This window comes from Streptomyces sp. HUAS ZL42 (assembly GCF_040782645.1).
Taxonomy (GTDB): Bacteria; Actinomycetota; Actinomycetes; order Streptomycetales; family Streptomycetaceae; genus Streptomyces.
Genome location: NZ_CP160403.1, coordinates 5,085,983 through 5,105,897, shown reverse-complemented (window position 1 = coordinate 5,105,897; position 19,915 = coordinate 5,085,983). Strand labels below are relative to the sequence as shown.

13 protein-coding genes and 4 tRNA genes are annotated in these 19,915 nt (G+C 69.9%); 10 read left to right on the top strand and 7 right to left on the bottom strand.

Annotated elements, in window-relative coordinates; genetic code table 11:
* Positions 1-74: 74 nt before the first annotated feature.
* Positions 75-590 (top strand): MarR family winged helix-turn-helix transcriptional regulator, encoded by a 516-nt coding sequence (locus ABZO29_RS23505; RefSeq protein WP_367322150.1) that lies wholly within the window; start codon positions 75-77, stop codon positions 588-590.
* Positions 591-757: 167 nt separating this feature from the next.
* Entirely contained in the window at positions 758-1,399 is a 642-nt protein-coding gene (gene ribA / locus ABZO29_RS23500) for a GTP cyclohydrolase II (protein ID WP_367322149.1), read from the top strand.
* Between the two features lie 6 nt (positions 1,400-1,405).
* On the opposite strand, the gene ABZO29_RS23495 is transcribed toward ribA, so the two are convergent.
* Positions 1,406-3,190 (bottom strand): sigma-70 family RNA polymerase sigma factor, encoded by a 1,785-nt coding sequence (locus ABZO29_RS23495; RefSeq protein WP_367322148.1) that lies wholly within the window; start codon positions 3,188-3,190, stop codon positions 1,406-1,408.
* Between the two features lie 230 nt (positions 3,191-3,420).
* Between ABZO29_RS23495 and ABZO29_RS23490 the strand changes: the two genes are divergently transcribed.
* Together ABZO29_RS23490 and ABZO29_RS23485 are read left to right on the top strand one after the other, a co-directional pair.
* Entirely contained in the window at positions 3,421-3,831 is a 411-nt protein-coding gene (locus ABZO29_RS23490) for an SsgA family sporulation/cell division regulator (protein WP_367322147.1), read from the top strand.
* 265 nt (positions 3,832-4,096) lie between these two features.
* Positions 4,097-4,570, top strand: coding sequence for a carboxymuconolactone decarboxylase family protein (locus tag ABZO29_RS23485; protein ID WP_367322146.1), 474 nt, complete (start codon positions 4,097-4,099; stop codon positions 4,568-4,570).
* 70 nt (positions 4,571-4,640) lie between these two features.
* Here ABZO29_RS23485 and ABZO29_RS23480 read toward each other — a convergent pair.
* The 6 genes from ABZO29_RS23480 to ABZO29_RS23455 form a co-directional block, all read right to left on the bottom strand.
* A tRNA-Lys gene (locus tag ABZO29_RS23480) sits at positions 4,641-4,713 on the bottom strand.
* Between the two features lie 98 nt (positions 4,714-4,811).
* Positions 4,812-6,356: an amino acid permease gene (locus tag ABZO29_RS23475; RefSeq protein ID WP_367322145.1), complete on the bottom strand. Its 1,545-nt coding sequence runs from the start codon at positions 6,354-6,356 to the stop codon at positions 4,812-4,814.
* Positions 6,357-6,404: 48 nt separating this feature from the next.
* Positions 6,405-9,476 (bottom strand): FG-GAP repeat domain-containing protein, encoded by a 3,072-nt coding sequence (locus ABZO29_RS23470; RefSeq protein WP_367322144.1) that lies wholly within the window; start codon positions 9,474-9,476, stop codon positions 6,405-6,407.
* A 211-nt stretch (positions 9,477-9,687) separates the two neighbouring features.
* Positions 9,688-11,829 (bottom strand): DEAD/DEAH box helicase, encoded by a 2,142-nt coding sequence (locus ABZO29_RS23465; RefSeq protein WP_367322143.1) that lies wholly within the window; start codon positions 11,827-11,829, stop codon positions 9,688-9,690.
* A gap of 296 nt (positions 11,830-12,125) precedes the next feature.
* Entirely contained in the window at positions 12,126-12,647 is a 522-nt protein-coding gene (locus tag ABZO29_RS23460; protein WP_367322142.1) for a hypothetical protein, read from the bottom strand.
* A gap of 85 nt (positions 12,648-12,732) precedes the next feature.
* Entirely contained in the window at positions 12,733-13,083 is a 351-nt protein-coding gene (locus tag ABZO29_RS23455; protein ID WP_367322141.1) for a metallopeptidase family protein, read from the bottom strand.
* Positions 13,084-13,167: 84 nt separating this feature from the next.
* Here ABZO29_RS23455 and ABZO29_RS23450 point away from each other — a divergent pair, with 84 nt between their 5' ends.
* From ABZO29_RS23450 to hrpA, 6 genes are all read left to right on the top strand, one after another.
* Positions 13,168-14,772, top strand: coding sequence for a metallophosphoesterase (locus ABZO29_RS23450; RefSeq protein WP_367322140.1), 1,605 nt, complete (start codon positions 13,168-13,170; stop codon positions 14,770-14,772).
* Positions 14,773-14,852: 80 nt separating this feature from the next.
* A tRNA-Glu gene (locus ABZO29_RS23445) sits at positions 14,853-14,925 on the top strand.
* Between the two features lie 37 nt (positions 14,926-14,962).
* Positions 14,963-15,037 (top strand) — tRNA-Asp (locus ABZO29_RS23440).
* A gap of 22 nt (positions 15,038-15,059) precedes the next feature.
* Positions 15,060-15,133, top strand: a tRNA-Phe gene (locus ABZO29_RS23435).
* Between the two features lie 330 nt (positions 15,134-15,463).
* Entirely contained in the window at positions 15,464-15,784 is a 321-nt protein-coding gene (locus ABZO29_RS23430; RefSeq protein WP_367322139.1) for a hypothetical protein, read from the top strand.
* A 92-nt stretch (positions 15,785-15,876) separates the two neighbouring features.
* Positions 15,877-19,890, top strand: coding sequence for an ATP-dependent RNA helicase HrpA (gene hrpA / locus ABZO29_RS23425; RefSeq protein WP_367322138.1), 4,014 nt, complete (start codon positions 15,877-15,879; stop codon positions 19,888-19,890).
* The last annotated feature ends 25 nt before the right edge of the window (positions 19,891-19,915 follow it).

Sequence of the window (19,915 nt, the reverse complement as noted above, 5' to 3'; positions counted from 1 at the left end):
CCCCGGCGGTGTGTGGTGGCGGGTGGATGAAGGTGGGTCTTGGTTCAAGTTTGAAACAAACTTACACTGGCTGTATGACGACCCGCTGGCTCACGCCCGAGGAGCAGCGCGCCTGGCGCGCATACATCGCCGCGACGCACCTCCTGGAGGACGCGATCGACCGGCAGCTCCAGCAGGACGCCGGCATGCCCCATCTCTACTACTCCATCCTCGCCAATCTCTCCGAGACCCCGCACCGTGCCCTGCGCATGACCGATCTCGCCGAGAAACTGAAGATCACCCGCAGTCGGCTGACGTATGCGGTGACGCGCCTAGAGAAGGACGGCCTGCTGCGCACCGAGAGCTGCCGGTGGGACAAGCGCGGCCGCATCGCCGCGCTGACGGACGAGGGGATGGCCGTCCTGGAGCGCTCGGCCCCGGGCCACGTCGAGACCGTCCGCACCCATCTCTTCGACCGGCTGACCCCGGAGCAGGTGACGCAGCTCGAGGAGATCTGCACCGGCGTCGCGCAGGCGCTGGAGGGGGACGACGCCGGGAGTGCGGCGGAGGACGTGCCGTGGCGGCGCCGTTCGTCCGGGACCTGTTCATGACACCGCCGGCCCCATGAGCCGCACCACAAACCCATTGCTTCAAATTTCAAGCATGAGGTAGGGTCTCGAACCGTAGATCTGCTTCAAATCTGAAGCAGGTGTGTGAAGCAGATGCCGTCCGCCCGAGGCGGGCGGCACCGGTACGGAACGGAACCCGGAGAACCCGCATGCCCGACTTCCCCGCCGCCACGCCGCGCGCCCGCGTCCGGGTACCGCTGCGCTTCCACGACGGCTACAGCGTCGACGCCGAAATGGTCACCTTCCACGGCCTCGCCGACGGCCAGGAACACGTGGCCGTGGTCCTCGGCGACCCGGACCCCGGCGCGACCCCACTGGTCCGCCTGCACTCCGAGTGCCTGACCGGTGACGTCTTCGGCTCCGCACGCTGCGACTGCGGTCCCCAGCTGCGCGAGGCGGTCGAACGCATCGCGGCCCGCGGCGGCGTCCTGCTCTACCTCCGCCAGGAGGGCCGCGGCATCGGCCTGTACAACAAGCTCGACGCGTACGCCCTCCAGGACCAGGGCCTGGACACCTACGAGGCGAACGCGGCCCTGGGCCTGCCCGAGGACGCCCGCGACTACACGGCGGCGGCGCAGATGCTCCAGGCCCTGGGGATCCGGGAACTGGACCTGCTCTCCAACAACCCCGACAAGGCCGACCAGCTCCGCGACCTGGGCATCGACGTCAACGACCGCGTCCCGACGGGCGTCTTCACCACCGCCCACAACGTCCGCTATCTGCGGGCGAAGGTCCTGCAGACGCAGCACACGCTGCCGTTGGGCGAACTGACGGAACTGAGCGTGGGGTAAGCCTCGTCAGTCCCCGCAGCCGCCTCCGGGGGGAGCGGGCGGCTCGTCGGGGGTGGGAGCGGGGCCGGGATCGGCCGGTGCCGGGTCCGGGGGTGTGGGGTCCGCGGGTGTGGGGTCCGCGGGTGTGGGGTCCGCGGGTGTGGGGTCGTCCGGTGACGGATACGCCGGAGCGGGGTCGGCCGGGGTCGGTTCGGACGTCTCCGGAGGGGTGGGAGGCTCCTCAACCGGGGTGGGTTCCGCGGGAGTCGGGGGAACCGGCTCCGGCGCGGGGGCGGGCGAGGGCGTAGCCGGAGTCCCGGAACCGGGGGTTTCGGCGCCCGGGTTCTGGGTGCCGGGGTTCTCGGTACCGGGGGTTTCCGGTTCCTCCCCGGGGTGATCCTGGTCCTGGTCGTCCCCGTGATCCTGGTCCTGATCGTCGCCGTGATCCTGGTCCTGGTCCTGGTCCTGATCCTGGCCTTGCCCTTGGCCCTGGTCCTGATCCTGGTCCTGCCCGTGACCCTGGCCTTGCCCTTGGCCCTGGTCCTGGTCTTGATCCTGGCCATCCGGCTGCTCGTCCACGGCGGGTTCCGGCTCGGAGCCGCCCGTCGCGGCGCCACCGCCCTGCGCCGGAACAACCACGGGTCCCGCCCCGCCGGTGCCGCCCGAAGACGCACGACCGGCGCTGCCCCTGACGGCCTGTTCGCCCTGGTCGCCACCGTTCCGGCTCGAGGCGGCGGACGTACCGCGGTCCTGGGTCACGTCCTCGGTGCCGGGTCCGGCCTCCGTGGGCTGCCGGGTCACCGGGACCTCCGCGACCGGAGCCTCCGCCACCGGCGTCCGCTCGATCGGAACCGTGTGGGGGTCGATCGAGGCGAGCGTGATGAAGATCGCGGCGGCGGCCACCACGGCCGCGCCGACCGAGACCACCGTCGTCGGCACCTTCGAGCCACCGTTCACGCCACCGCGTACGGACTGCAGTAGCCCGCCACCCTTCCCGCCCACCGCGGTCGCCGCACCTGCGGAACCCGCGGCGAACGACAGGAGGAACTTGCCGGCGCCGCCGAGCGCGAACACGAGCAGAGCCGGACCGACGAGTGCGGGCAGCCGGTCGTTGGTGCGCATCAGAACGGCGAGCCGCCCGCGGCAGTCTTCGCACGCGTCGACGTGGCCGAGCAGCCGCTCGGACTGCCGCGCCGTCGCAGAGCCGCGGACGTACGCGGGCATGCGCACCCAGTGGACCTCGCACGCGGGATCGTCCGGGGCGCCGAGCTGCTCACGCAGGAAGGCCTGGCGCATACCCTCCCGCGCCCGGTGCAGCAGCACCGCCGTGGCGCCCTGCTTGATGCCGATCTGCGGACCGATCGCCGCCAGCGGCTGCCCCTCCGCCTCCGCCAGCCACAGCGCCTTCACCCAGCGGTCGGGCAGTTGGCCGAGCACGCGCACCAGGAGATCCACCGAGGACACCTGCTCGGCAGGGTCGTCGCCGCGAACGGCGTCCTCGGTCCGTTCGGCGGTCTGCGGGTCCTGCGGGTCCTGCGGGGTCTCGCGTACGGCGGTCCCGGCGGCGGCCGCGAGATGGCGCACCGTCGTCATGAGGTACGCCGGCACGTTGTCGATCTCGTGTCCCGCGGACAGCCGCCGCCACACACGGAAGTGCGCCTCGGCGACGAGGTCCTCGGCGGCCCAGGAGTTCCTGGTGAGCGAGCGCGCGAAGGCGACGAGGCGGGGCTGCTGCTCCTCGTAGATCCGCGCGTACTCGGCGGTGGTGGACGCGGACGCCGGTGTCGGCGCGGCGACGGGGCCGTCATTCATGGGCAGGAACGCTCCAGTTCCCTGCGGATGGTGATGGGGCAAGTGATGCTGATGTGGCGAGCGCCAGTTTGTAAGCGTAGATGACAAAAATCGCAAGGAATCGGGGAAGGTGATACAGGTCACAACACATGTCTCGCGATCTCGCGTAATGCGCGGGCCCTCCACGAGGTCGAGAAGACACATCGGCCGGACCGGGCCGGTGGCACCTCACCGGAATTCGGAGACAGCTCATGCACGTCGTCCTGGAGCACCCCACCCGCGCCCACGTGATCACCCGCACCCGGGAGATCGCGGTGTCCGCCACCCTCCGCTACGCCTCCACCGACCCCCTCGCCGTGCACATCACCTTCCCGGCCCGGTTCTCGCTCGGCGGAGAGGCGGTGACGTGGACCTTCGCCCGGACCCTCCTCGAGGAGGGGCTGGGGACCCCCGCCGGAATCGGCGACGTACACATCTGGCCCTGCGGACCGTCGCACACGATCGTGGAGTTCGCCTCACCCCAGGGCCTGGCCATGATCCGCTTCGACACGACCGCCCTCCACCGCTTCCTCCTCCGCTCGTACGCCGCGGTCCCTCCGGGCGACGAGTCCCTGGAACCGGCCCTGGACGAGGGCCTCATGTCGCTGTTCGGCGGGGTCTGATGGCCGATCAGGGCGTCAGGGGACCCGCCAGAACCCGTCGGCCGGTCTGCCGGTCACCCCGGGCAGGCGGACAGATCACCACCGAGGCAGTCCCGGAAGACCTCCAACTCACGGCGCGGATGCGCAAGTAGAGACGCGGATTCCGTGCGACGAACCTGGCCGCGCGTCCAAGGCTGAGACACGGATCACACTCGTACGTGTCACAACCTGCGGGAGCTGTCCTGTCCAAGAGGTGTAACCGCCAACAACGACACAGGAGTGCATCGTGGAAGCTCGGTTGAACCTCATGGCAATCCCGGTCGCGGCCAAGGCCTTCAAGCACATCGCCGCCGCGAGCAGGGCGCTCGGGGAGTCGACGCTGCCGTTCGCGACGCGGGAACTGGTCAACCTCCGCGCCAGCCAGATCAACGGCTGCGCCGGATGCATCGACATGCACACCAAGGAACTCGCGCACGCCGGGGAGAGCGCGGTGCGCATCAACCTGGTCGCTGCCTGGCGCGAGGCCAAGGTCTTCAGCGAGGCCGAGCGCGCCGCCCTGGAGCTGACCGAGGAGGGCACGCGCCTCGCGGACGCGGCCGGCGGCGTCTCGGACGAGGTGTGGGCCAACGCCGCCAAGCACTACGACGAGGACCAGCTCGCCGCCTTGGTGACCCAGATCGCCGTCATCAACGCCTTCAACCGCGGAAACGTCATCACCCAGCAGCCCGCCGGCGACTACGAGGTCGGCCAATACCACTGACGGGACGGCCGCGGCCCTGGAGAACGCCTGAGCCCCCGCACCAGAACCATCTGGTGCGGGGGCTCTTCCGTAGGCCCTGTGGGACTCGAACCCACAACCAATGGATTAAAAGTCCACTGCTCTGCCAATTGAGCTAAGGGCCCAGGCGATGTTGCCTCCCCGAGCATAGCCGGACGCGGCCGTCTCTCCGATCGGGTATCGGTGGACACGGCCGCGTCAGGGGGGTGACAGGGCGGGAACGTCAGGGATCGACCGGTTCGGGTGCGCCCTTGCGGGCCGCCTCGCGGGCGCGGGTGCGTTCGTGGTCGGGGTTGAGGAACCACTTCCGGGCCGAGGCCAGCCACCAGATCGCCGCGAAGCCGAGGACGACCAGGACGGCGACCGGGGCGTAGTTGAAGGTCTCCCACGTGACGGGGGAGACCTGGGGCAGCATGAACAGCACCGTGATCACGCCGACCCACGCCACCGACACCACACCGATCGCCTTCGACCAGCGGCCCAGATGCCAGGGCCCGCGCTGGAAGCCGTCACCCTTTCGCACCCGCAGCAGCGTCGGGATGACGTACGCGATGTAGAGGCCGATGACGGCGATGGACGTGACAGCCGCGTAAGCCGTGACATTGATCAGGTAGGGGAGACCGAGCACCAGGGCTCCGCCCGCCGCCAGCCACACGGCCGCCACCGGCGTACGGGTGCGCGGACTCACCGTGTGCCACACGTGCGAGAAGGGCAGCGCCCCGTCGCGTGAAAACGCGTAGATCATGCGGCTGTTGGCCGTCACCGACGCCATTCCGCAGAACAGCTGCGCGCCGATCACGATCAGCAGGAGCAGCTTGCCCGCCGTCGCGCCCAGTGCGTCGAGCAGGATCTGCGCGGGCGGGGCGCCGGTCGGGGAGTTGAGGGCACCGTCGTAGGACTGGATCGCGAAGGTGAAGCCGAGCAGGAGGACGAATCCGGCGATCCATGACGTCCAGATGGACTGCACGATGCCCTTCGGGCCCGCCGTCGACGCGTCGTGCGTCTCCTCCGTCATGTGGGCCGAGGCGTCGTAGCCCGTGAAGGTGTACTGGGCCATCAGCAGGCCCAGCAGCACCACGTACACCCCGCTGCCCCAGCCGGTGTTGTTCACGAACTCGCCGAAGACGAAGGACGCCGACTGGTGCTTGTCCGGTACGAAGGTCAGCGCGCCGACGATCACGGCGACCCCCAGCACGTGCCACCACACGCTCACGCTGTTCAGGAGGGCGACGATCCGTACGCCGAACGTGTTCAGCAGGCCGTGCAGCAGGAGGATCGCCGCGAAGAGCAGGACCGTACGGCCCGGTGTCACCTCGAAGTCGAACTGCAGGTTCAGGTACGCACCGAGGAAGGACGCAGCCCCGAAGTCGATGCCCGCGGTCACCGCGACCTGGCCCAGCACGTTGAACCAGCCCGTGAACCACGCCCACGCGGCGGCCGAACGCGGGGGCGCGAGCCGGTGCGCCCAGAAGTACAGGCCCGCCGACGTCGGGTACGCCGAACAGATCTCGGCCATCGACAGGCCGACGAAGAGGGTCATCAGGCCTACGGCCACCCAACCCCAGGTGATCACGGCCGGGCCGCCCGTGTTCATACCGAAGAGGTACAGCGTCAGGCAGCCCGACAGGACCGAGATGATCGTGAAGGAGACCGCGTAGTTGGAGAACGCCGACATGCGGCGGGCAAGGACCTGCGTGTAGCCGAGCTGGGCAAGCCGTTCTTCGTCGGAGAGGCCCGACTGCCCACTCGCTATGGCGTCATCTGTCATGCCCCCAGCGATTCCCACACTGGTGCCGTGACACACGTCACAACTTGGCTAGAAAAGGCCCTTGTAGCCCTGCCACCCGGTAGCGATCTTCACCCGGGACCCGAACGTGCCCGTCCCGGTGCCCGGGATCCGGTACAGCACACCCGCGGTGTCCCGCGCCACCAGGTCGGCCTTCCCGTCCCCGGTGATGTCCCCGACACCCACGACCACGTTGTACGAACCGCCCCAGTTGGCGAACAGCCTCACCCGCCCGGAGAACGTGCCCTTGCCCGTCCCGAGATACCGGTAAAGGTTGTTCGACTTGTCCTGCGCCAGCAGATCACCGACACCGTCACCGTTCAGATCACCGACGCCGACGACCTTCTTGTAGGCCTTCCAGTTGTCGTAGAGCTTCACGCGCGCGGCCAGCGTGCCCGTGCTGGTGCCCTTGTACAGGTACACCGCGCCGGTCGACGGGTTGCGGGCGATCAGGTCCGGGCGACCGTCCTTGGTCACATCGCCGGGCGACGTCAGGACGTCGTACTGGTTCCAGCCGGGGCCGAGCGTCGTGTACGGCGTCGACGGCTTCAGCGCCGCCCCGCAGGACGGCTTGTACAGGCGCAGGACACCGCTGCTCAGCCGGACCAGGACGTCGTTGCAGCGGTCACCGCTCAGATCCCCGATGGGCACCGCCCTGATCGTCGTGGGCCAACCGGTGCCGGTGACCTTCCCGGAGAACGTGCCCTTGCCGGTGCCCTGCTGGTAGGTCAGGGCGCCCGAGGAGTTGAGGGTGAGGAGGTCGCCGACGCCGTCCGGGAGCGACGCGGGACCCACGTAGTCGTGGAACACAGCGCTGCCTCTGACCAGTCGGACCGTGCCCCGCACCTCCAGCGGAGCGCCGACGCCGTCCGCGGGAGTGACCGTGAGCGTCCAGTCGTACGTGCCGTTGGGGAGGACCGTGATGCCGTTGACGCCGTCCCACCCGACCTTCAGCTCGCCCCGCACGCCGCCGCCGTCCATGCCGTCGACGAACTTGCCGGTCGCCTTGTCCCGCACGGTCAACCGCCAGCTCGCCGCCGGCTTCGACAGCAGTACGGTCGTGAGGTTGCCGGGCTGCGTCACGTCGATCCCCGGCACGCTCTGCGCCGGCTCCAGCAGCCCCAGCTGCTGCTGCGGCACACCGGACGGGACGAGGTGCACGCGCTCCCGGCCGTCGACGTAGGCGGCATTGGCCCCGGACTCGTCGACCGTCCAGCGCACGTCCCGCTGCGAGACCCCGGTGTCGGGCAGATCGCCGATCACCCGGCTCGCAGCCGTGCCGTCCGCGACCGTCGTCAGCGTCAGCTTCCCGGCCTGCTTGTCGTGCGTGACGACGTACCCGTCGCCGAGCTTGGCCTCGTCGGCCGGGACGGGCACGGACTTCTTCGCCGTACGGTCGTAGACCCCGGCCTTGTCGCCGCAGTTCCAGTAGAGCCAGCGGCCCAGCGCCTGGAGCTCCGTGGGCGTGCAGTCGGCGTCGGTGGTGAGGGTCTCGGTGGTCTTCTTCGTCGTCAGGTTGTACGCGGTGACGGTGCCAGGAGCCGCGCCCGCGGTCCACAGGACGTCGCCGGAGAGGGCAGCCGGGCCAGGCGTGCGGGTGACAACCGCGCCGCCGTTGCCGATCTTGTAGACGTACTGCTCGGCGGGCGTCGTGTAGACCACGTACGCGCCGGAGACGTCGGTGATCCGTCCACCGGCCGGGACGGCGCTCTCCCAATAGTCGTAGTCACCGGGCCCGTTGGTCCTGAGCCAGTCGTACTGGCCCGACCCGCGCTCCAGCCAGGCGGCCCGCCCGTCGGCCGTACCGAACAGTTGGGAGCACCCGACGTCCGTCACCGGGCACGAGGCCAGGAACGTTTCCCTCCCGTCGTACGACGAGCGCTCCCCGAACGTCGGCGTCCCCGTCGCGGCGACGGTCCGCCCGTAGGTGTCGCGGTATCCGGCGTAACTGGGATCGGCGACGACGAGCTTCCCCTGGTCCAGGGCGAGCCCCTGGATCTTGTACGGCGGTTTGGGCAGCGCCTTGACCTGGGTGACGAGCGGGCTGCCGTCGGGGCCCGGCTGGATGCGCTGGACGCCCCAGTCGTCCTCGGCGGCGGCGGTGCGGCCGACGGCCACGGCGCTGCCGTCGGAGACGGCGGAGGTGTGGACGTTCGACGCGGGCATCAGGGTCGTCGAGGGACCACTCGCGATGGGCTTGGCGATCACTGCCGTGCCGGGCCGGGTGACCAGCCAGTCGCCGACCACAGCGAGGTCCTGCGCCGGGTTCGTGCCGCCGCCGTCCAGCGTGACCTCGACCGGGGCGGCGGACAGGTCGGAGCGGGAGAAGACCTGGACGGCCGCTTCGCTGAGGTTGAAGAGGACCACGTGGTCGCCGGTGACCTGAGCATTCTTGTAGACCTTGGAGCCCGGCGGCGTCCAGCTCTGTACCTGTCCCGTCCTGCGGTCGACCATGACCGACAGATACGTGCCACCACCCGGCCGTCCAGCACTGAACAACAGCCCGTCGGCGTCACCGCCCTTGGGCTGCCCGAGGATGTACCCCTCGGGCAGCCCGGTCACCTGTACGTCACGCGTGCTGCCGTCGGCCTCAGGGAACAGCAGGTGCATGTCCCGCTGGATCGTCGTCCCGCTCTCGTCCTTCACCTGCCGGTAGGCGACAGCCAGGTCGCCGTAGGCGGTGAGCAGGGTCAGGCCCTCGGGGGTCCGGACGGTGCGTGTGGTGCCGTCGGCCGCGTTCCACAGATCGACCCGGCCGTCGGCGTAGCGATACGCGAGAACGTCACCACCGGTCGTGTAGTAGGTGGTGAATCCCGTCGGATGGACGACCTTGACGGATGTGCCGTCCGCGTACCGCGTCCAGACCAGCCCGGATCCCTCCAGGCTGTGGAACACGCCCTGGGAACCGGCGCCGTCGTGCCCGGAGTACGTGGACCCGCCGTAGAGCGCGCCCGAGGTGTACGTACTGCGCAACGCCGCCGGCACAACCGTCTCCTGCGGCACGTCGGCGACCGCGGTCGACGGCAGCAGCGGGCCCAGCCCGGCCGCCAGTACCGCCGAGGCGGCTACCAAACGCAGACGTACGAAGCCATGACGAGCCAAGGAACCCTCCCCGAAGCCGTTCACCAGTGCCCCTGGCCCCCCGGCCATCGCATCCGTCTCACAAGTCGACTGATCTTACAGTCACTTCACAGAATCATCGGAGAGCGTTTTCTGACCGGTGTGCAGCGACGAGACCGGACACGACTCAGCGCCGTGACCCCGCAGTGGGGGTCACGGCGCTCAGTGTTCAGTCACCTCGGGCGACGGGCCGTCAGCCGTTGCGCTTCCAGCGCGGCTTGTCCTCGCGGCGGCCGCCGCCGAAGGAGCCGTTGCCGCGGTGGTCGTCGCGGCGGCCGTACGGGCGCTCGTGGCCGCCGGAACGGAAGCCCGGGCGGTCGTCGCGGCGGTCGCGGTTGAAGGGGCGGTCGCTGCCACGGTGGCCGGCACGGTCGTCCCGGCGGAAACCGCCCCGGTCGTCACGGCGGTCGTGGGAACGGCCGCCACGCTCGTCACGGTTGAAGCCACGCTCGCGGTCGGCCGGACGGCGGTCGTCACGACGGTCGTCGCGGCGGAAGCCACCACGGTCGTCACGACGCTCGAACGAACGGCGGTCGCCGTCCCGGCGCTCGAAGCCGCGGGCGCGGTCGCGGTCGGCCGGACGGCGGTCGTCACGACGGTCGTCGCGGCGGAAGCCGCCACGGTCGTCGCGGCGCTCGAACGAACGGCGGTCGTTGTCCCGGTCGCGGTTGAACCCGCCCCGGTCGTCGCGGCGGAAGCCACCCCGGTCGTCACGACGCTCGAAACCACGGTCACGGTCACGGTCGAAGGGGCGCCCGCCCCGGTCGTCGCGGCGCTCCCGACGCTCCGTACGCTCCACCCGCTCGACGTCCTGCGCGGCCCGCTGCTCCGGCACGGAGACCTCGGCCTCGACCCGCGTCTCCGCGGACTCGGCGGACTTGGTGGACTCCACCGTCTCGACCGACTCCGTCTGCGCCTGCGCAACCGCGGCCTCCGGGTCCTCACCACGCTCGCGCGCGACCCTGGCGACCAGCCGGTCCGCCTCCTCGCGCAGCTCGGTGGCACGCCGCTGTGCGCGCTCCAGTTGCTTGGTGAGGTGGGCGACCTCGCGCTCGGCCTGCTGGGCGGCGTTGCCCACGGACTCGGCCTGGACCTCGGTCATGGACCGGGCGCCGGTGATCTCGGCGACCTCCGGGTCGAACGCGGCGCTGCTCTGGATGATGTGGCGTGCGGCGTCGACGCCGGCGTCCTCCATCAGGCGGAAGATCGTGCGGCGCTGGTGCGGGAGGGACAGGGACACGACCGTGCCGGTGCGGCCCGCGCGCGCCGTACGGCCCGCCCGGTGCAGATAGTCCTTGTGGTCGCCGGCCGGGTCCACGTTCAGGACCAGGTCGATGCCGTCCACGTGGATACCGCGGGCGGCGACGTCCGTCGCGACCAGGACGTTGACGTACCCGTCCTTGAAGTCCGCCAGCGTCCGCGTCCGCGCGCCCTGGGTCATGCCGCCGTGCAGCGCGTCGGCCTTCACGCCCGCGTCGCGCAGCTGCTCGGCGACGCGGTCGGCGCCCAGCTGGGTGCGGACGAAGATGATGGTGCGGCCCTTGCGGGAGGCGATCGCGGCCGTGACCGGCGCCTTGTCCTTGGGCTTCACGATGAGGATGTGGTGGGACATCGTCGTGACGGCGCCCTGGGCGGCGTCGACCTCGTGCGAGACGGGCTCGTCGAGGTACCGGTCGACGAGGGTCTTGATCTCGTTCTCCATCGTCGCGGAGAAGAGCATGCGCTGGCCGCCCGCCGGGACCTGGTCGAGCAGCTCCGTCACCTCGGGCAGGAAGCCCAGGTCGGACATCTGGTCGGCCTCGTCGAGGACGGCGATCTGCACGTTCTCCAGGGAGCAGGCGCCGCGGTTGATGATGTCGCGGAGGCGGCCGGGGGTGGCGACGAGGATGTCGACGCCGCGCTCGAGGGCGTAGATCTGGTTGCCCATGGAGGTACCGCCGCAGACGACCTTCATCTTCAGGCCGAGGACGTCGCCGTACGGCTGCAGCGCGTCGGCGACCTGCATGGCGAGCTCACGGGTCGGCGTGAGGATCACGGCGCGCGGCTTGTGCTTCTCGGTGCGACCGCCGGCCAGCGTGGCCAGGGTCGGCAGACCGAAGGAGAGGGTCTTGCCGGAGCCGGTGCGGCCACGGCCGAGGACGTCCTTTCCGGCCAGGGCGTCCGGAATGGTCGCGGCCTGGATCGGGAAGGGGACCGTCACGCCGTTCTGCGCGAGCTTGCGCACGACGCCCTCGGGGAGACCGAGGTCCGCGAAGGTGACCTCGGGGGTCTCCTCGACGGAGTCGTTCTCGCCGTTCTCGGGCACGACGACGTGATCAGTACTGGAAATGGACATGCGTATGCGAAACCTTCCGGAGTCTCGTCGGCACGCGCCCGTCAACTCCGTGATTCGCAATACGACCGCCTCTATGCGGTCCGCCACGGCAAGGGAGAGTACGCGCCACACGGCGCGCTCTGCGGTGGCGCCGGGCAAATGGGATCAAACGATCTACCACCATACGCACCCTGCACCCCTCGAAGCAAATTGAGCCCATAGCCGCAGGTCACGGCCCGTGGGTTGCCGAGGCGCCGAGGCGCCGACCGCTCATACCGACAGGGCCAACAGCTCAAGCGATCCGGGGCCCGCCTCACTCAAGCCGCCGCCCCCGCCTCCGGAGCCGGCTCCCGTTGCACCAGTTGCGGAGAGGTGTCCTCGTGCGCGGAGGACGACGGCTCCGCGGCCGTCGGCTCCGGGGTGGCGGACGTCGGCTGTTCGGTCGGGGTGGGGTCCGGCTCGGTGGCTCCCGGGGGCGGCGCCGGCGGCTCGTTGGTCGGCTCCGGCGCACCCGGGACGGTCCGGCCCGGCACCACCCCGGCCGGCGCCCTCCCGCTCACGCCCGCCGAGGGCAGGGCGGAGGGGGAGGCGGACTCCCCGTCCTTCCCCTTGCCGTGCTTTCCGTCGCCGTGCTCTCCCCGGCCCGCCGCCCCGCCGAACCCGGCGCCTCCACCGGACACCGCCGAGCCCCCGTCCGGCGCCGCCGCGCCCGGCCGCCCCGCCGACTGCGAGGGCCCGGCCCCGTTGCCGTCGCCGTCCCCCACGCTCATGCAGCCGGCGGCAGCGGCGACGGCCATGACCATGGCGGCCAGACGAACGGGTACGTACAAGGTGCGCACGGAGCCACCTCCGGGGGCGGGTGAGCGAGTCAACATGCTCAACTCCCGCCGCCCGCAAGAGGACACGCGGCCCGTTCGACGGGAATCAGCCGTATCCGAGTGCGTGCAGCCGCGCGTCGTCGATCCCGAAGTGATGGGCGATCTCGTGCACCACCGTCACCTCGGTCTCCGCGACCACGTCCTCACGCGTCTCGCACATCCGCAGCGTGGGACCGCGGTAGATCGTGATGCGGTCGGGCAGTACTCCGGCGTACCACTCGCCACGATCGGTGAGCGGAGTCCCCTCGTACAGCCCGAGCAGCTCGGGATCGTCCGTCGGGGGCTCGTCCTCGACGAACACCGCGACGTTGTCCATCAGCCGTGTCAACTCCGACGGAATCCGGTCCAGCGCCTCGGCGACCAGTTCCTCGAACTCCTCGCGCGTCATCTCCAGCACAGGCCCATTCTCCGGTACGGGCCGCCCGGAGGAGAGTCGCCGACGCCCGGCATATCGACCCACTCATTTGGGCATACGGGACCAATGGTCCGCGTCCGCGTCCCCGCTGCCGTCCTGAACGTCCTGAACCGGACACGCAGAGCCCCGCGCGCCCTGACCCCGCGCCGCCGCCCCCAGCCGACCCTCGAACTCGTCCACCAGCCCCACCCCCTGGCCCGCGCGTGCGGCATGTTCGCCGTCGTCCTGCTCGGCGCCTGGCTCGGCCTGCTGGTCGTCGGGAACGTACGAACCCCCGTCGGCCCCATGGACACGACGATGACCCTGCGCCCCTCCCTCACCGGCGGCACGAAGATCAACGTCTCGCCCCTCGGCGCCCTGCAACTGGACAGCCACATCGCCCCCGTCCGCCTGGACGTCAACGTCGACCAACTCGACCCGGTCCGTTCCCAGGCCCTCGTCGACCACCCCGAACGCCTCTCCGGCCTCCAGGACGAGGTCGCCCGCGACGTGGAACACGGCACCTTCGACCTCGCCGTCCGCTCCTGCGTGGCAGTGATAACGGGCGCGACGGCTCTCGGCCTGGCCGTCTACCGCCGCCCACGACGCGCCCTGGCCGCGGGCGGCCTCGCCCTCGCCCTGCTCACCGCCTCCGGAGCGACGGCGTACGCCACCTGGAACCCGAAGTCGGTCCTGGAGCCGCGCTTCTCGGGCCTGCTCTCCTCGGCCCCGTCCCTCGTCGGCAACGCCCGCAACATCGTCACCGAATTCGACGTCTACCAGAAGGAGTTGGCACGCCTGGTGACGAACGTGACAAAGCTGTACGACGTCACCTCCACGCTCCCCACCTACCAGCCGGACCCGACGACCATCCGCGTCCTGCACGTCTCGGACATCCACCTCAACCCGGCGAGCTGGAAGATCATCGCGTCGCTGGTGGAGCAGTACGAGGTCAACGTGATCGTCGACTCCGGCGACACGATGGACCACGGCACGGCGGCGGAGAACGGGTTCCTTGATCCGATCCAGGACCTCGGAGCCCCGTACGTCTGGGTCAGGGGCAACCACGACTCGAGGGTCACCCAGCGCTACCTGGAGCGCATGAAGAACGTGCACGTCCTCGACGACGGCCGGGCGCAGACGATCGCGGGACTGCGCTTCGCGGGCATCGGCGACCCGCAGTTCACGCCCGACCGCTCGACCACCCCGGGCGCCGAGGAGTCGGAGGAGGCGGCGGGCGCCCGCCTGGCCGCGGCCCTGCGCGAGCAGCGCGCCGCGGGCACGCCGGTGGACGTGGCCATCGCCCACGAGCCCTCCGCCGCGCGGGAGACGGACGGCGAGGTGCCGATGGTCCTGGCGGGCCACCTGCACCACGCGGAGATGGAGGTCATGGAGAAGGGCACACGCCTGCGTTTGGAGGGATCGACGGGCGGCAGCGGCCTGCGGGCCGTGGAAGGCAAGTACCCCGACCCGATCGAGGCGTCGATCCTCTACTTCGACCGCGACACCCGCCGCCTCCAGGCCTGGGACGAGATCAAACTGGGCGGCCTGGGTCTGACGACGGCGGAGGTGAGCCGCCACCTCCCGGAGGAGAACCAACCGGGAGCGAGCCCGTCCCCCACCCCCGCCCCGACCCCTTCCCCCAGCCCTCCCTCCCGCACGGCCGGCACCCCGTCCCCCAGCACCCCGTAAACCGTTTTGGCGATACCTCCCGCCATCCCATATGCTTCTCACGTCCCCGACGCGCTGAGAAGCGCCCAGGCGGGCCGATAGCCCTCATCGTCTAGCGGCCTAGGACGCCGCCCTTTCAAGGCGGTAGCACGGGTTCGAATCCCGTTGGGGGCACGCAAGAACATGTGCGACACTGTCGTACACATCGCTTGGTCCTGTGGAGCAGTTTGGAGTGCTCGCCACCCTGTCAAGGTGGAGGCCGCGGGTTCAAATCCCGTCAGGACCGCTGAGGCTCTCCGGAGCCTCGTGGCTGGGTAGCTCAGTTGGTACGAGCGTCCGCCTGAAAAGCGGAAGGTCGCCGGTTCGACCCCGGCCCCAGCCACCGCAGCCCACCAGGGCAGAAACGGCCCGACCGAAGATCTTCGGTCGGGCCGTTCTCGTGTCGGTACCCCAACAGGCACTCAGACTAGTTCTGTCCTGGCGGGGCGTGGCCCGCCGGGTTCTGGTTCTCGGTGTCCTGCGTGATCCGTGGACGCGCGCGGATCACAGATGCGCCGTGCTTGTTTCGGTCGCAGTAACCGTCAAGACAAAACCGCTAATCCTGTACTAAAAGGTGAACAACAGTTCCGCTTGGCAGCGCCTCGCTGCGGCGCTACGTTCTGGCTGGTCGATGAAGGGCCGAAGGCCCACAGGGCGGGGGAAGCGGGGGACGATGAGCCGGGACGACGCCGGGGCCATTCGGGATGCCGAGCTGGAGAAGGACCGGGCGCGGTACGGGCTGCTCGCCGTGATCATCAGCAATCTCGCGATCTCCGGCGTCGCGATCTTCGGGGTCTGGCGGCTGGACGGCGACAAGGCGGTGATCGTCGGCGTGCTGACCGCCGCGTTCACCGCGGTGAGCAGCATGACCACCGCCTACCTGGGCATCAAGGCCGTCTCCAACACCGCGAAGTCGATAGCCCTGGGCAGCAGCGCGAACAGGCGGCGCGAGCAGGCGGCACCGACGACACCTCCGGCTCAGCGGAGTCAGTGAGTCGCCCTCCGGCCGCGGGCGAATCAGCCGCCCAAACGCCGGGGCAAAAGCGTTCGCCACGGATTTCCGTGGGATGAGATCCTGGACCGCGTATGTCTACGCATCCTGCCTCCGCCCTCGGCACCCTCGCCCCCCGCCTGACCGAGCTCTCCCTGCGCGACGCGCACCGACTCGGCCGGCGGCTCGAGGGCGCGCGCAAGATCCGTAAGCCGGAGGCCCGCGCCGCCGTCCTCGCCGAGATCGACGCCGAGATCGAGAGGGCCGAGGAGCGCATGGGCGAACGGCGCGGACGCGTGCCCGCCGTCAAGTACCCCGAGCAGCTCCCCGTCAGCCAGAAGAAGAGCGAGATCGCCGAGGCCATCCGCGATCATCAAGTCGTCATCGTGGCCGGTGAGACCGGCTCCGGCAAGACGACCCAGATCCCCAAGATCTGTCTGGAGCTCGGGCGCGGCGTGCGCGGCATGATCGGGCACACCCAGCCCCGCCGTATCGCCGCCCGTACCGTCGCCGAGCGGGTCGCCGAGGAGCTGAGTACCGCGCTGGGCGAGGCCGTCGGCTGGAAGGTGCGGTTCACCGACCAGGTGAACCCGGACGCCACCTTCATCAAGCTCATGACCGACGGCATCCTGCTCGCCGAGATCCAGACCGACCGCGAGCTGCGCGCCTACGACACGATCATCATCGACGAGGCCCACGAGCGGTCCCTCAACATCGACTTCCTGCTGGGCTATCTCGCCCAGCTGCTCCCGAAGCGGCCCGACCTCAAGGTCGTCATCACCTCCGCGACCATCGACCCCGAGCGCTTCTCCCGGCACTTCGGCGACGCGCCCATCGTCGAGGTCAGCGGCCGTACCTACCCCGTCGAGGTCCGCTACCGCCCTCTTCTCGAAGAGGACTCCGACGACTCCGACCGGGACCAGATCACCGCCATCACGGACGCCGTCGAGGAGCTCATGGCCGAGGGCCAGGGCGACATCCTCGTCTTCCTCTCCGGGGAGAGGGAGATCCGCGACACCGCCGACGCGCTCACCAAGAAGCAGTACACCCGCGCCGGAGGCGCCGATTGGCAGGCCACCGAGGTCCTGCCCCTGTACGCCCGGCTCTCCCACGCCGAGCAGCACCGCGTCTTCCAGCCCCACACCGGCCGCAGGATCGTTCTGGCGACCAACGTCGCCGAGACCTCCCTCACGGTCCCGGGCATCAAGTACGTCATCGATCCCGGCTTCGCCCGGATCAGCCGGTACAGCCACCGCACCAAGGTGCAGCGGCTCCCCATCGAGCCGATCTCCCAGGCCAGCGCCAACCAGCGCAAGGGCCGCTGCGGACGTACCAGCGACGGCATCTGCGTCCGCCTCTACAGCGAGGACGACTTCGTCACACGGCCGGAGTTCACGGACGCGGAGATCCTCCGTACGAACCTGGCGAGCGTCATCCTCCAGATGACCGCCGCGGGCCTCGGCGACATCGAGAAGTTCCCCTTCATCGACCCGCCGGACCACCGCAACATCCGCGACGGCGTCCAGTTGCTGCAGGAGCTCGGGGCGCTCGACCCGGACCAGAAGGACCCCCGCAAACGGCTCACGCAGACCGGCCGCAAGCTGGCCCAGCTGCCCGTCGACCCGCGCCTGGCCCGCATGGTCCTGGAGGCCGACAGGAACGGCTGTGTCCGCGAGGTCATGGTCATAGCGGCCGCGCTCTCCATCCAGGACCCGCGCGAGCGCCCCGCCGACAAGCAGGCCCAGGCCGACCAGCAGCACGCCCGCTTCCGGGACGAGACGAGCGACTTCCTCGCCTACCTCAACCTCTGGCGCTACATCCGCGAGCAGCAGAAGGAGCGCGGCTCGTCGTCCTTCCGCCGGATGTGCAAGCAGGAGTACCTCAACTTCCTGCGCATCCGCGAGTGGCAGGACATCTACACCCAGCTGCGCACGGTCGCGAAGCAGATGGGCATCCATCTCAACGAAGAGGACGCGCCCGCCGACAGCATCCACGTCTCCCTCCTCGCCGGCCTGCTCTCGCACATCGGGATGAAGGACGTGAAGGAGTCGAAGGAGAGCAAGGACTCCGGCGGACGCAGGGACGGCGGCCGAGGCGAGTACCTCGGCGCCCGCAACGCCAAGTTCGCGATCTTCCCCGGCTCGACCCTGTTCAAGAAGCCACCGCGCTTCGTGATGTCCGCCGAACTCGTCGAGACCTCCCGCCTCTGGGCCCGCGTCAACGCGAAGATCGAGCCGGAGTGGGTCGAGCCCCTGGCCGAGCACCTCCTCAAGCGGACGTACAGCGAACCGCACTGGGAGAAGGACCAGGCGGCGGTGGTGGCGTACGAGAAGGTCACGCTGTACGGCGTGCCGATCGTCGCCCAGCGGAAGGTCAACTACGGGCGTATCGACCCGGAGACCAGCCGCGAGCTGTTCATCCGCAACGCGCTCGTCGAGGGCGACTGGCGCACGCACCACAAGTTCTTCGCCGACAACCGCAAGCTCCTCACCGAGGTCGAGGAGCTGGAGCACCGCGCCCGGCGCCGGGACATCCTGGTCGACGACGAGACGCTGTTCGACTTCTACGACGAGAGGGTCCCGGAACACGTGGTGTCCGGCGCCCACTTCGACTCCTGGTGGAAGCGCAAGCGGCACGAGCAGCCGGACTTCCTGGACTTCGAGCGGGAGATGCTCATCCGGGAGTCGGCGGAGGCGGTCACCAAGGCGGACTATCCGGACTCGTGGCGCCAGGGCAACCTCAAGTTCCGTGTGACGTACCAGTTCGAGCCGGGTGCGGACGCGGACGGCGTGACCGTCCACATCCCGCTGCAGGTGCTCAACCAGGTCACCGACGAGGGCTTCGACTGGCAGATCCCGGGGCTGAGGGAGGAACTGGTCACCGAGCTGATCCGCTCCCTCCCGAAGCCGATCAGGCGCAACTACGTGCCCGCTCCCAACTACGCGAAGGCGTTCCTGGAGAAGGCGGCCCCGCTGCAGGAGCCGCTCACCACGACCATGGCCCGCGAGCTGAAGCGCATGGTGGGCGTCCCGTTCGAGGCGTCCGACTTCGACTGGGCCAAGGTCCCCGAACATCTGCGCGTCACCTTCCGGATCGTCGACGAGCGGCGCCGCAAGCTGGCCGAGGACAAGGACCTGGAGACACTTCGGCTCCAGCTGAAGCCGAGGGCGCGGAAGGCCCTCTCGCAGGCGGCGGCCGCCACCGCCGAGCGGCAGGGCGGTGAGTCCCTGGAACGCAAGGGCCTCACCGACTGGACCATCGGCACGCTCACCCGTGTCTTCGAGACCCGCCGGGCCGGCCAGCCGGTGAAGGCGTACCCGGCGCTGGTCGACGACGGACCGACGGCGAACACCGTTTCCGTACGCCTCTACGACACGGAGGCCGAGCAGGCGGAGGCGATGTGGAAGGGTACGCGGCGGCTCATCCTGCGCAACATCCCGGTGAACCCCGCGAAGTTCGCGTCCGAAAAGCTGACCAACGCTCAGAAGCTGGCGTTGTCGGCGAATCCCCACGGTTCGATCCAGGCTCTGTTCGACGACTGCGCGATGGCGGCGGCGGACCGGCTGATCGCGGACTTCGGGGGACCGGCGTGGGACGAGGAGTCGTACCGGAAGCTGTACGACAAGGTGCGCGCGGAGATCGTCGACACGACGGTCCGTACGGTGGCGCAGGTGCAGCAGGTGCTCGCCGCCTGGCAGGCCTGTGAGCGCCGTCTGAAGGCCGTACGGAGCCCTGCGCTGCTCGCGAACCTCACGGACGTACGCAAGCAGCTGGACGCCCTCGTGAAGCCCGGCTTCGTGACGGAGGCGGGGCTGCGGCGGCTGCCGGACCTGATGCGTTACCTGGTGGCCGCGGACCGGCGTCTGCAGCAAATGCCGGCGAACGTCCAGCGGGACACGACGCGTATGGAGAAGGTCCAGGAGATGCAGGACGAGTACGCGTGGCTGCTCGAGCAGATGCCGCGGGGGCGGCCCGTCCCCTCGTCGGTCCTGGACATCCGCTGGATGATCGAGGAGCTTCGGGTCAGCTACTTCGCCCACGCGCTCGGCACGGCGTACCCCGTCTCCGACAAACGGATCGTGAAGGCGATCGACGCGGCGGTCCCGTGACGGGAGCTGTACGCAGGGTGAGTTC

Excerpts from the sequence above, each read along its gene's own strand:
- ABZO29_RS23430 (WP_367322139.1), top strand. The coding sequence starts at position 15,464 with ATGAGCCGGGACGACGCCGGGGCCATTCGGGATGCCGAGCTGGAGAAG.
- ABZO29_RS23450 (WP_367322140.1), top strand. The coding sequence starts at position 13,168 with ATGGTCCGCGTCCGCGTCCCCGCTGCCGTCCTGAACGTCCTGAACCGG.
- ABZO29_RS23495 (WP_367322148.1), bottom strand. The coding sequence starts at position 3,190 with ATGAATGACGGCCCCGTCGCCGCGCCGACACCGGCGTCCGCGTCCACC.
- ribA (WP_367322149.1), top strand. The coding sequence starts at position 758 with ATGCCCGACTTCCCCGCCGCCACGCCGCGCGCCCGCGTCCGGGTACCG.
- hrpA (WP_367322138.1), top strand. The coding sequence starts at position 15,877 with ATGTCTACGCATCCTGCCTCCGCCCTCGGCACCCTCGCCCCCCGCCTG.
- ABZO29_RS23505 (WP_367322150.1), top strand. The coding sequence starts at position 75 with ATGACGACCCGCTGGCTCACGCCCGAGGAGCAGCGCGCCTGGCGCGCA.
- ABZO29_RS23465 (WP_367322143.1), bottom strand. The coding sequence starts at position 11,829 with ATGTCCATTTCCAGTACTGATCACGTCGTCGTGCCCGAGAACGGCGAG.
- ABZO29_RS23475 (WP_367322145.1), bottom strand. The coding sequence starts at position 6,356 with ATGACAGATGACGCCATAGCGAGTGGGCAGTCGGGCCTCTCCGACGAA.
- ABZO29_RS23490 (WP_367322147.1), top strand. The coding sequence starts at position 3,421 with ATGCACGTCGTCCTGGAGCACCCCACCCGCGCCCACGTGATCACCCGC.